This is a genomic window from Pseudomonas nabeulensis (genome assembly GCF_004682045.1).
GTDB classification, from domain to species: Bacteria; Pseudomonadota; Gammaproteobacteria; order Pseudomonadales; family Pseudomonadaceae; genus Aquipseudomonas; species Aquipseudomonas nabeulensis.
The window spans coordinates 1-12231 of sequence record NZ_QUZT01000075.1; the positions used below are offsets into that span (position 1 = coordinate 1).

12 protein-coding genes and 1 pseudogene are annotated in these 12231 nt (G+C 60.8%); 2 read left to right on the forward strand and 11 right to left on the reverse strand.

Going from position 1 to position 12231, the window contains the following annotated elements; translation table 11 throughout:
* Positions 1–40: 40 nt before the first annotated feature.
* The 10 genes and pseudogenes from pcaC to pcaR form a co-directional block, all read right to left on the reverse strand.
* Positions 41–445, reverse strand: coding sequence for a 4-carboxymuconolactone decarboxylase (pcaC, locus tag DYL61_RS26855; RefSeq protein WP_135310848.1), 405 nt, complete (start codon positions 443–445; stop codon positions 41–43).
* Between the two features lie 155 nt (positions 446–600).
* Positions 601–1392, reverse strand: a complete 792-nt coding sequence (gene pcaD, locus DYL61_RS26860; RefSeq protein WP_135310849.1) for a 3-oxoadipate enol-lactonase — start codon at positions 1390–1392, stop codon at positions 601–603.
* 10 nt (positions 1393–1402) lie between these two features.
* Positions 1403–2758 (reverse strand): 3-carboxy-cis,cis-muconate cycloisomerase, encoded by a 1356-nt coding sequence (locus DYL61_RS26865; protein WP_135310850.1) that lies wholly within the window; start codon positions 2756–2758, stop codon positions 1403–1405.
* 10 nt (positions 2759–2768) lie between these two features.
* Complete coding sequence (locus DYL61_RS26870; protein WP_135310851.1) at positions 2769–4064, reverse strand: MFS family transporter; 1296 nt, start codon at positions 4062–4064, stop codon at positions 2769–2771.
* A 190-nt stretch (positions 4065–4254) separates the two neighbouring features.
* A complete protein-coding gene (pcaG, locus tag DYL61_RS26875) occupies positions 4255–4821 on the reverse strand; it encodes a protocatechuate 3,4-dioxygenase subunit alpha (RefSeq protein WP_135310852.1) in 567 nt (188 codons plus the stop codon).
* 1 nt (position 4822) lies between these two features.
* The gene (pcaH, locus tag DYL61_RS26880; RefSeq protein ID WP_135310853.1) at positions 4823–5527 is read right to left on the reverse strand and encodes a protocatechuate 3,4-dioxygenase subunit beta; all 705 of its coding nucleotides are present in this window, start codon (positions 5525–5527) and stop codon (positions 4823–4825) included.
* A gap of 17 nt (positions 5528–5544) precedes the next feature.
* Positions 5545–6747, reverse strand: a complete 1203-nt coding sequence (pcaF, locus tag DYL61_RS26885; RefSeq protein WP_193559462.1) for a 3-oxoadipyl-CoA thiolase — start codon at positions 6745–6747, stop codon at positions 5545–5547.
* Positions 6744–6839: pseudogene (locus tag DYL61_RS26890) on the reverse strand (CoA-transferase subunit beta); the annotation flags it as partial. The pseudogene DYL61_RS26890 and the gene pcaF, both read right to left, overlap by 4 nt.
* A 118-nt stretch (positions 6840–6957) precedes the next feature.
* The gene (pcaK, locus tag DYL61_RS26895) at positions 6958–8298 is read right to left on the reverse strand and encodes a 4-hydroxybenzoate transporter PcaK (protein ID WP_105698663.1); all 1341 of its coding nucleotides are present in this window, start codon (positions 8296–8298) and stop codon (positions 6958–6960) included.
* A 147-nt stretch (positions 8299–8445) separates the two neighbouring features.
* Complete coding sequence (gene pcaR / locus DYL61_RS26900; RefSeq protein ID WP_135310855.1) at positions 8446–9288, reverse strand: pca regulon transcriptional regulator PcaR; 843 nt, start codon at positions 9286–9288, stop codon at positions 8446–8448.
* A 549-nt stretch (positions 9289–9837) separates the two neighbouring features.
* Here pcaR and DYL61_RS26905 point away from each other — a divergent pair.
* Both DYL61_RS26905 and DYL61_RS26910 read left to right on the forward strand, forming a co-directional pair.
* Positions 9838–10038: a hypothetical protein gene (locus DYL61_RS26905; protein WP_003172389.1), complete on the forward strand. Its 201-nt coding sequence runs from the start codon at positions 9838–9840 to the stop codon at positions 10036–10038.
* 313 nt (positions 10039–10351) lie between these two features.
* Positions 10352–11827, forward strand: coding sequence for an inorganic phosphate transporter (locus tag DYL61_RS26910; RefSeq protein ID WP_105698661.1), 1476 nt, complete (start codon positions 10352–10354; stop codon positions 11825–11827).
* A 206-nt stretch (positions 11828–12033) separates the two neighbouring features.
* Here DYL61_RS26910 and ccoM read toward each other — a convergent pair whose 3' ends face one another.
* Positions 12034–12150, reverse strand: a complete 117-nt coding sequence (gene ccoM / locus DYL61_RS31775) for a cytochrome c oxidase subunit CcoM (RefSeq protein WP_003172387.1) — start codon at positions 12148–12150, stop codon at positions 12034–12036.
* Positions 12151–12231: the final 81 nt, after the last annotated feature.

A 12231-nucleotide genomic window follows, 5' to 3' on the forward strand; every position in this document is an offset into this window, starting at 1 on the left:
CTGGCATTAGGGCAAGCCCCCTCCCACATTTGATTGCATTTCAGATTGAGGATTGTTGGCGGGACTCAACGCCCAGTTCATCCCACACCGACTCGGCCAGGTGAAACGTCGCATTCGCCGCCGGTATCCCGCAGTAGATCGCACTCTGCATCAACACTTCCTTGATTTCCCCACGGGTCACCCCGTTGCTGGCAGCCGCTCGCAGGTGCAACTTCAACTCGTCCGTGCGGTTCATGCCGATCAACATCGCAATGGTGATCAAGCTACGGGTATGCCGAGGCAAGCCCGGGCGGGTCCAGATGTCGCCCCAGGCGTGGCGGGTGATCATTTCCTGGAATTCGCTGTTGAACTCGGTCAGGGCATTGAGGCTACGGTCGACATGGGCATCACCCAGCACTTCGCGGCGTACTTGCAGGCCTTCGGCGTAACGTTGTTTCTCGTCCACAAAAAACTCCTCGACACTTTTGTAGTGAGCGGGCTTGCCCCGCGCTGGGGGGCGAAGCCGCCCTGAACTCAGACACCGCGGTGTATCGGTAAAACCGAGGCGTCTGGATTTGGGGCGGCTTCGCCCCCCAGCGCGGGGCAAGCCCGCTCACTACATTAATGGGCTAGCAGGAAGTCCAATACACGGTCGCTGAACGCAGCACCGGCCTGCACATTGGACAGGTGCGCCGCATAGAACTCGGCGTATTCGGCGCCCTGCACATGGGCCTGGATAAAGTGGCTGCCGGCAGGCGGGGTGACGGCGTCTTCGGTGCCGGCGATGGCCAGGGTTGGCACTTTGATTGCGGCCAACTGCTCGCGGAAATCGGCGTCGCGCACGGCAGCACAATTGGCCGCATAACCCTCAGGCGATGTGGCGGCGAGCATGTCGGTGATCTGCTGGGCCTGGTGCGGGTTGGCCGCGGCAAAATCGGCGGTGAACCAGCGTGCAATCGATGCATCCCGCAGCGCTACCATCGCCGCCGCGCCATCGCGCAGGACCATCTCGATACGTGGGTTCCACACCTCAGGCGTGCCGATCTTGGCGGCGGTGTTGCACACCACCAAACTCAGCAGGCGCGAACCTGCGTGGATGCCCAGCCATTGGCCAATCAGGCCGCCCATGGACAAGCCGCAGAAGTGTGCACGCTGGATATCCAGGGCATCCAGCAGCGCGATCACATCCCGACCCAATTGCTCGATGCTGTACGGCCCCTCGGTGACCAGGGATTTGCCATGGCCACGGGTATCGAAGCGCAGCACGCGAAAGTGCTGGGTGAAGGCCGGGATCTGGATGTCCCACATGTGCAGGTCGGTGCCCAACGAGTTGGACAGCACCAACACTGGCGCATCTACAGGCCCGTCCAGCTGGTAATGCAGTTCGCCATCGGCGAGTTGTACAAATGCCACGGTGGTCTCCTCAAGCAAAGTGTTCGGTGATGGCGCGGGTGACCCAGGTGCGGGCCTGGCCCAGGTAGTGGGCTGGATCGAGCAGGCGATCCAGCTCAGCGGGTGAAAGTTCGGCGGTGATCTGTGCTTCATCCGCCAATACCGCACGCAAGTGACGCTGTTCGGCGACGGCGCGTTTGCAGCATTGTTCCAGCAGATGGTGCGCAGTCTCACGCCCCAGGCGCTGGGCAAGCACGATGCTCACGGCTTCGGCCAATACCAGGCCTTGGGTCAGGTCGAGGTTGTGGGTCATGCGCTCGGCATCCACTTCCAGCCCTTCGCTCACCAGCAACGCCTGGTGCAAGGCGCCCGAGACCACGCGGCAAATCTCCGGCAAGGTTTCCCATTCGGCATGCCACAGGCCCAGGCTGCGTTCGTGTTCCTGGGGCATGGCGCTGAACATCGTCGCGACCAAACCGGGCACGCGGGTCGCCGCGCTGATCAACACGGCGGCCCCCACCGGATTGCGTTTGTGCGGCATGGTGGACGAACCGCCCTTGCCCGGCGCCGACGGTTCGAACACCTCCGCCGCTTCGGTCTGCATCAACAGGCTGATATCGCGACCCAATTTTCCCAGGCTACCGGCGATCAGGCCAAGCACGCTGGCGAACTCCACCAGGCGATCACGCTGGGTGTGCCAGGGTTGCTCAGGCAAGCCCAATTGCAACTCCGCAGCCAACGCCTCGGCCACTGGCATTGCCTGTTCACCCAATGCCGCCAAGGTGCCGGATGCGCCACCGAATTGCAGCACCAGCAAACGCGGTTTCAGCTCGGCAAGGCGCTGGCGACTGCGGGTCACCGCCCCCAGCCATCCGGCGACTTTCATCCCCAACGTAACCGGTGTCGCATGCTGCAACCAGGTGCGCCCGGCCAATGGCACAGCGGCATAACGCTGGGCCTGGGCGGCGAGGATGTCACCCAGCCGCGCCAGGTCCGTTTCGATCAATTCAATCGCCTGCCGCAGTTGCAGCACCAGGCCGGTGTCCATCACATCCTGGCTGGTAGCGCCCAGGTGCACATAACGCTCGGCCCCGGCATCTTCACTGGCAATCAACTTGCCCAGCGCCTTCACCAACGGAATCGCCGAGTTCCCCGCCGAGGCAATCGCCACGCCGAGGGCATCCACGTCGTACAACGACGCCAGGCACGCCTGGGCAATCGGCGCCACGGCGGCGTGTGGGATCAAGCCGACCTGGGCCTCGGCCCGAGCCAACCCCGCTTCGAAATCCAGCATGCCCTGCAAGCGTCCCTGGTCGCAGAACACCTCGGCCATGCTGTCCGCCGTGAAGTAAGCGTCGAACAGTTGATTGCTCGTGCGCAGCGTCATAACCCGTCCCTTATAGATCGTGATGCAAATACGCCGCCTGTTTCGGCAGGCGCAAGCTGAACAGGAAGGCGATTGCCATCATCGCCGTCACGTACCAATAGAAGCTGTTTTCCAGGCCGATGGACTTGAGGCTCAACGCGACGAATTCCGCCGAGCCGCCGAAGATCGCATTAGCGACCGCATAGGCCAGGCCCACACCCAGGGCGCGCACTTGAGGCGGGAACATTTCCGCCTTCACCAGGCCGCTGATGGAGGTGTAGAAACTCACAATCGCCAGGGCCAGGGTGATCAACACAAAGGCCAGGAACGGGCTGCTCACGGTTTTCAGGGTCAGCAGGATCGGCACGGTGAACAGGGTGCCGAGGCCGGCAAACCACAGCATCGAGTTACGGCGACCGATCTTGTCCGCGAGCATGCCGAACACCGGCTGCATGCACATGTACAGGAACAGCGCGCCGGTCATGATGTAGCTCGACGTTTTCGCATGCATGCCCACGGTGTTCACCAGGTACTTCTGCATGTAGGTGGTGAACGTGTAGAAGATCAGCGAGCCGCCGGCGGTGTAGCCCAGCACGGTGATAAACGCGGCCTTGTGATCGCGAAACAGCGCGCCGATGCTGCCGGCATCCTTGTCTTCACGCATTTCCTTGCTGCTGGTTTCTTTCAACGAGCGACGCAGCAACAGCGAGATCACCGCCGCAATGGCGCCGATCACGAACGGGATGCGCCAGCCCCAGGCGCGAAGTTCTTCTTCGCTGAGGATTTGTTGCAGGATCACCACCACCAGCACTGCCAGCAACTGGCCGCCGATCAGGGTCACGTATTGGAACGAGGCAAAGAACCCACGCTGGCCCTTAAGGGCCACTTCACTCATGTAAGTGGCGGTGGTGCCGTATTCGCCGCCCACGGACAAACCCTGGAACAGCCGCGCGACCAACAGCAGGATCGGAGCCCAGACGCCGATGTCGTTGTAAGTGGGCAGGAACGCGATGACCAGGGAGCCGGCGCACATCATCAGCACCGAGATCATCATTGAATTTTTGCGGCCGTGCTTGTCGGCTACGCGACCAAACAGCCAACCGCCGATGGGACGCATCAGGAAGCCGGCGGCGAATACACCTGCCGTATTCACCAGTTGAACGGTGGGGTTGTCCGACGGGAAGAACGCCGGGGCGAAGTAAATGGCGCAGAAGGCATAGACATAGAAGTCGAACCATTCGACGAGGTTGCCGGAGGATGCACCGACAATCGCAAAAATCCTTTTGCTGCGTTCTTCTCCGGTGTAGTGACTCGTTGTTGTTGTCATGGTTTTTTACTCTGTGGGAACGGTTATAGCCTAGACATACTTTGCAACAAGCTCGTTCCGCAACAAGACCTTTGGGTATGTAGTGCCTGGGAGGGCCCTATCGGGGGCAAGCCCCCTCCCACACTTTGAATGTATTCACAAATCAAAATGTGGGAGGGGGCTTGCCCCCGATGAGGCCCTAAAGCCCGACTCAATAATCGAAGAACACCGTCTCCTTATCGGTCCCCTGCAAAATCACATTCCACTGATGCACACCTTCCGCATCATGCTTGGCAATCAAGGTGCCACGACGCTCTGCTGGCACACACGCCAGCAACGGGTCATCCCCATTCAACACCTCGCCATCGAAATAAATCCGCGTCAGCAAGTGCTTCACCAACCCACGGGCAAACACCAACACCACCAGATGCGGCGCCTGGGTCGTGCCCTTCAAGCCCGGCACGGCACCCGGCTTGATGGTGGTAAAGCGAAACCGCCCTTCCCCATCCACCGGCACCCGGCCAAAGCCTTCGAAATTCGGGTCTACGGCTTTGTCCTGCTCGTCTTCCGGGTGGTCGTATTTGCCGGCGGCGTTGGCTTGCCAGACTTCCAGCATGGCGTCGTTGACGACATCACCGTTGCCGTCCACCACTTGCCCGCTGATGGCCACGCGTTCGCCGAGGGTGGCGGCGGTGGTCAGGTCTTCGCGGTTCAGCCAGGTCAGGCCGATGTGGTAATACGGCCCGACGGTGTGGGACGTGGTCGCGTTGAGGGTCATCTCATTTCTCCATCGGCGTAGCGTCGCGGCCGCGCAGGACGATGTCCCAGCGGTAGCCGAGGGCATAGGAAGGAATGGTTTTTTCCAGGTCGAAGCGGGCGATCAAACGCTCCTTGGCGCTCGTATCGGGCACGCAGTTGTAGATCGGGTCGTACGCCAGCAACGGGTCGCCCGGGAAGTACATCTGCGTCACCAGCCGCGTCAGCACACTCGGGCCGAACAGCGAAAAGTGGATATGCGCCGGGCGCCACGCGTTGTGGTGGTTGCCCCACGGGTAGGCACCGGGCTTGATGGTCTGGAACTGGTACCAGCCATCAGCGTCGGTGACGGTGCGACCGGTGCCGGTGAAGTTCGGGTCCAGCGGCGCGTCGTGCAGGTCGCGCTTGTGGTTGTAGCGGCCGGCGGCGTTGGCCTGCCAGATCTCCACCAGGATGCCCGGCACCGGCAGGCCGTTTTCGTCGAGGACGCGGCCATGCACGATGATGCGTTCGCCCTGGGGCTCGCCTTCATGCTGGGCGGTGAGGTCGTTGTCCTTCGCGTTGACCCGCTCGGCGCCGATGGTCGGGCCGGTGATTTCCGACAAGGAATGGGGCAGCAACACCAACGGCTGGGACGGCGAACGCAGGTTCGTCGACTGGTAGGCCGGGTGCAGGTAATCCGGTTGAGTGCCCGCTTGCGGGCGCCGGTAGCCAGGCTTGTCACTCATGGTGCAGTCCTCTCTTGTTAGATGCGTTCAATCGCCAGGGCCAAGCCTTGGCCAACGCCGACGCACATGGTCGCCAGGCCTTTGCTGCCACCCGACTTCTCAAGCTGATGCAGGGCGGTCAGGACCAACCGCGCACCGCTCATGCCCAGCGGGTGGCCGAGGGCGATGGCGCCGCCGTTCGGGTTGACCTGCGGCGCGTCGTCGGCAATCCCCAGTTCACGCAACACGGCCAGGCCTTGGCTGGCGAAGGCTTCGTTGAGTTCGATCACGTCAAAGTCAGTCACGGCCAAACCCAGGCGCTCCACCAGTTTGCGCACCGCCGGCACCGGGCCGATGCCCATCACTCGCGGCGCAACGCCAGCGCTGGCCATGCCCAAGACGCGGGCGCGGGCAGTGAGGCCGTGTTTCTTGACGGCTTCGGCGGAGGCCAGGATCAGCGCCGCCGCACCGTCGTTGACGCCCGAGGCGTTGCCGGCGGTGACGGTTTTGTCAGGGCCGTTGACCGGCTTGAGTTTGGCCAGGGCTTCCAGGCTGGTGTCTCTTGGGTGCTCATCGTGCTCCACCACGGTTTCGCCTTTTTTATGGGCGACCCGTACCGGCACGATTTCCTCGGCGAAAAAACCGGCCGCCTGGGCAGCAGCGGTGCGTTGCTGGCTGCGCAGGGCGAACGCATCCTGGTCGGCGCGGGACACCTTGTAATCGTCGGCAACGTTATCGGCAGTCTGCGGCATCGCATCCACGCCGTACTGGGCCTTCATCAACGGATTGATAAAGCGCCAGCCGATGGTGGTGTCTTCCAGCTTCATGTTGCGCGAAAACGCCGCATCGGCCTTGCCCATCACGAACGGCGCGCGGGACATCGACTCGACGCCACCGGCAATCGCCAGCTCCATTTCGCCGCTGGCGATGGCGCGGAAGGCCGTGCCGATCGCGTCCATGCCCGAGGCGCACAAACGGTTGAGGGTCACGCCAGGAATCGTTTCCGGCAGGCCCGCCAGCAGCAGCGCCATGCGCGCCACGTTGCGGTTGTCTTCGCCGGCCTGGTTGGCGCAGCCGAGGAATACTTCGTCCACTGCGTTCCAGTCCACCGACGGGTTACGTTCGATCAGGGCCTTGATCGGCAATGCCGCCAGGTCATCGGCGCGCACGGTGGACAGGCCACCGCCGAAACGTCCGATGGGGGTACGAATGGCATCACAGATAAATACGTCACGCATCAGGCTTCTCCCGGCGCTTGGCCATGGGCCGCCGCCGTACGGGCTTTTAAGTCACGCAGAGCGCTCAGCTCTGCGTCTGTGGGTGTAGCAGGGGTGCAGCGCAGTGTCTTGAAGGGTAAGCGGGGGAAATGGGCTGAACAATCCGATAATCGACGCAGTGTTCGGTTATCGAACGGATTGTTGCCTGGCTAACCACCTTGATCGATTCAGCCTTCAGGTGGCATCGGCATGGCTGACCATGCCCTTGATCACCACCGCAGCAGTGGCCAACGCCGCCGGAATCACCAACGCCGTCAGTACCTGCTCAAAATTCCAGCCCAGGCCCAGCAATGTCGCGCCCATCCACGCACCGAGGATCGCGCCAAACCGCCCAATACCGAGCATCCACGACACGCCGGTGGCCCGGCCTTGGGTTGGATAAAACCGCGCCGCCAGCGACGGCATCGCCGATTGCGCACCGTTGACGCACATGCCGGCAATCAGCACCAACGTTGCCAGTAACGTGATATTGCCCAGGCTCTGCCCCACCGCGTAGGCAAACACCCCGGCCAGCAGGTAGAAGGTGCCGATGACCTTGTGCGGATTGAACCGGTCCATCGCCCAGCCCACACCCACGGCGCTCAATACGCCTCCAAACTGGAACAACGCGCCGATAAACGCAGCCTGCTCCAGGCTGGCGCCGCTGTCGCGCATCAACGTCGGCAGCCAACTGGTCAGCAGGTACACAATGACCAGGCCCATAAAGTAGGTGAGCCACAGCAATAACGTGCCAGCACTGTAGGTGCCGGAGAAGATCACGGCGAAGACGTTGCGGGCCTTCACGGTTTTTTGCTCGGGTACGCTGAATGCGCTGGCTTGGGCGACGATGCCCGGGTCGATGGGAGAAAGGGTCTTGCGCACTTTGTCGGTGCCGCGATTGCGCACCACCAGGTAGCGCGCCGATTCCGGCAGCCACAGCATCAGCACCACCACCAGGATCAACGGCAAAATGCCGCCGATCATCAACAGCGCGTGCCAGCCGAACGCCGGGATCAGCTTGGCCGAGATAAATCCACCGCCAGCCATGCCCAGGTTGAAGCCGCAGAACATGCTGGTCACCAGCAGCGACTTATGGCGTTCGGGGGTGTATTCGGACAACAGCGTCGTGGCATTCGGCATGCCCGCCCCCAGGCCCAGCCCGGTGAGGAAGCGCAGGACCAACAGTTGATCGACGTTGGTGCTGTAGGCCGACGCCAGACTGAAAGCGCCAAACACCAGCACCGCGCCGACCAACACCACTTTGCGTCCGAAGCGGTCCGCCAATGGGCCTGAACCGAGTGCGCCAAACACCATGCCGATCAACGCAGCGCTCATCACCGGGCCAAGGCTGGCGCGGTCGATGCCCCAGTCCTGGGACAGCGCGGGGGCGATAAAGCCCATGGCGGCGGTGTCGAGGCCGTCGAGGAAAACGATCAGGAAACACAGGATCACCACGCGCCACTGATAGCGTGACAGCGGCTGGGCATTGATAAAGGACTGTACGTCCAGGGTGGAACCGACAGAAGGCTGAGTCATTATTGTTATTTCCACACCGATGGCGGGCCAACGACCTGGGGTCGTCATTATTATGGTGCGCAGAACGGATAGCGCTGCCGCACCTTAATAAGCCGGGGGAAACACCGTCAATTGATCACGCTGGGTTCTGTTCGATCACCGAACACCTTAGGCAAACAACTGCGCACTCAACTCGCGACTGGCGCTGAGCATACTCGGCAAAAAGCGCTGCTCCAGCTCGCTGCGGCTGACTCGCCCGGCGTGGGTGCTGATGTTCAATGCAGCCAATACCTGGCCGGATGCGTCATACACCGGCACGGCAATGGAGCGCAGGCCCTGCTCCAATTCCTGGTCGACGATGCACCAGCCTTGCTGACGCACTTGTTGCAGGCATTCCAACAATGCCGCCGGCGTGGTCAAGGTTCGGCTGGTCTTGGTTTGCAGGTCGGCGTGGTCGAGGTAGTCCTGCAGCGAGGCGTCGTCGAGTGCGGCAAGCAGGATACGGCCCATGGACGTGCAGTAGGCCGGCAAGCGCCCGCCTACGGACAGGTCTACGGAAATCAGGCGCTGGGTGGTGGCCGAACGGGCGATGTAGAGGATGTCATCGCCTTCGAGGGTGGCCATGTTGCACGCCTCGTGGAGTTGCTCGCTCATGCGGTCCAGGTAGGGTTGGGCCGATACGGCCAACGGCGTGGACGACAGGTAGGCATGGCCCAGGGTCAACACCTTGGGCAACAGCGAATAAGTGCGGCCATCGGTGGTGGCGTAGCCCAATTTGATCAAGGTGTGCAGGCAACGACGCACCGCGGCGCGGGGGATCTCGGTGCGGTGGCTGATCTGGGCAATGGTGAGGTGACGCTTGCGCTCCTGGAACGCTTGCACCACCGCGAGGCCACGGGCCAGGGAGGTCATGAAGTCCGGGTCACCGGTAAACGCCTGGATGCGCTTGGCCGGTGAGGCAACGATCGGCGGCGCCACTGACGCGAAAGAGGTGCGCAATTGATCGTTCATGTCGGGATCCTTTCTCTTATTGTCTACCGCAAGGGAGGTTTGCCCGCTATTACAAGCCCCACGGGCCAGCCTGCACAAGACAGGGGCAGCAACATTGGGCGATTATCGAACACCGATCCGATAATCGCAATTTACCGCTGCGCCGCCAGCCAAATCTTGCCGCGAGAGGGAGGGCGTTTAAAACGCCGACTATATTGAAGAATTTATGACGCCAGAATTTCAGCAACTACTGACGCGTGCGTGTAACAAAACACACACACAAAGTTGACGCTTTTTAACTTTATGCTGATAGTGTTATTCAACTGCGTCGCTATAATGCACGCTGTGCGGAGGTCAGCCCGGTTCGGCTATCGGGATCAGAGCTCGCCAGGTCATGCGCAGGCTGTGCAAGATCGGTCGCAATCACTTGCCTTGAATGAGTGCACTCACCAAAGGGCACACGTGCCTAGTTCAAACTTGAACATTTAATGATTCAAGTTTGAACAGCCCGAGGGCGATATTCAGGCAAAACGCGGCAACGTATTTACACTCAACTAATTAGGTAACGATGTGACAAAAGATGAACTGCGCGCAGAACTTGAGCGCCAGGAGCAACGTTACAAGGACGTTTACGGCGGGGAAGTCACCACCTATGCCGCCCAGCCTGAACCTGAACGCAAACCGTGGCGCAAGCGAGCCAGCTTGCTCGACCAGGCATTTGCCCAGGAAATCCAAAAGATCGAACAGGAACTCAAAGCCGAGGAGCCATAAGCGACCCGATTTGAGCCTAAAGGCGTGGCCTCGGCTGCTGGCGCATTGCTAGCAGCCGGCAACCTCGCATCCCACCTTCTCCAGCGAAATTTCATACAAATGTTTCAGACGTGACGTTTTGATGACAATTTCCCACCCAATCGCGCCTCTGCTTTATAAATCAACGACTTGCTAAACCCCCGAAAACGCTGGGATGCACGCCTTTCCCAGGCTTTTTTTCAATGAAGATTGTTACCGGCCAGCAGCTAGTGCATCGATTACTGAGGTTTTCTGGCATAATCGCGCCCCCTTACGACCGGGTCAGAAAACCTTCATGATCGATTTATTCAGCGGACTGGATGCTTGGGTTCTAGTGAGCCTGTTGCTCGCCCTGGCTTTTGTCCTCGCCTTCGAGTTCATCAATGGCTTTCATGACACCGCTAACGCGGTGGCCACAGTCATCTATACCAAAGCCATGCCGCCGCACCTGGCCGTGTTCTTCTCCGGGGTGTTCAACTTCCTCGGCGTGTTGCTCGGTGGTGTGGGTGTCGCCTACGCCATCGTGCACTTGTTGCCGGTGGAGTTGCTGATCAATGTGAACACCGGCCACGGGTTGGCCATGGTCTTCTCGTTGTTGGCAGCCGCGATCACCTGGAACCTGGGCACCTGGTACTTCGGTATTCCCGCCTCCAGTTCCCACACCTTGATCGGCTCGATCCTCGGCGTAGGCCTGGCCAACGCGCTGATCAACGACATTCCCCTCGCGGACGGTGTGAACTGGCAGAAAGCCGTCGATATCGGCGCCTCCCTGGTGTTCTCGCCGATGGCCGGCTTCCTGGTCGCTGCCCTGGTGTTGATCGGCCTTAAATGGTGGCGTCCGCTGTCGAAGATGCACAAGACCCCGGACCAGCGCCGCAAGCTCGACGACAAGAAGCACCCACCGTTCTGGAACCGCCTGGTTCTGGTGATTTCCGCCATGGCGGTGAGCTTCGTGCACGGCTCCAACGATGGCCAGAAAGGCATCGGCCTGATCATGCTGGTGTTGATCGGCATCGTCCCGGCGCAGTTCGTACTCGACCTGGGCAGCACCACCTACCAGATCGAACGCACCCGCGATGCGACCTTGCACTTGAACCAGTTCTACCAGCGCAACCACGAGACCCTCGGCGAGTACCTGGCCCTGGGCAAGAGCGTGAAGAACGACCTGCCAGGCAAGTTCCAGTGCAACCCGCAGCAGACCGAACCGACCATCGAGGCCCTGCTGGGTACCTTGAAAGGCGTGTCCGATTACCACTCGCTGACGGCTGATCACCGGATTGAAGTGCGTCGCTACCTGCTCTGCCTGGACGACACCGCGAAGAAAGTCGGCAAGCTGCCAGGCCTGGATGCCCGTGAAAAATCCGACCTCGACAAGTTGCGCAAAGACCTGACCGCCACCACCGAATACGCCCCGTTCTGGGTAATCCTTGCCGTCGCACTGGCCCTGGGCCTGGGCACCATGGTTGGCTGGAAGCGCGTGGTGCTGACCATCGGCGAGAAGATCGGCAAGCAGGGCATGACCTACGCCCAAGGCATGTCGGCGCAGATCACCACGGCGAGCATGATTGGCCTGGCCAACATCTTCAGCCTTCCGGTATCGACCACCCACGTGTTGTCGTCGGGTGTAGCCGGCACCATGGTTGCGAACAAAAGCGGCCTGCAAGGCGGCACCGTCAAGACCATCCTGATGGCCTGGGTGTTGACCCTGCCGGCTACCGTGGCCCTGTCGGCCGGGTTGTTCTGGTTGGCGTCGAAGGCGCTGGGTAGCTGATAGGCTGCTGCAATAAAACCCAATGTGGGAGGGGGCTTGCCCCCGATAGCGATGTATCAGTCACCTAATACAGTGACTGACAGTCTGCTATCGGGGGCAAGCCCCCTCCCACATTTGTATTTGGGTTGCTTATTAAATCGTGGCCAAAAAAAAGGGCGACCGAAGTCGCCCAAAATGCCTTGCGTGCTCATGTAACCCGGAAAGACCTAAGGTTTTTTACGCTTGTTCGCGTCTTTCCAGATAAAAATTCCAAACCCTACAAAGAACAGCACCATGAGGCTGACCGTCAGCACTCCGGCAAATACCACGTTATCGATAAACATGACCGGCCTCCTGCACTTGCCCTGTTGCGATAGGGCTAAGTTAATGGAGAACACGCCTTGGAAAATTGACGGGGATCAATG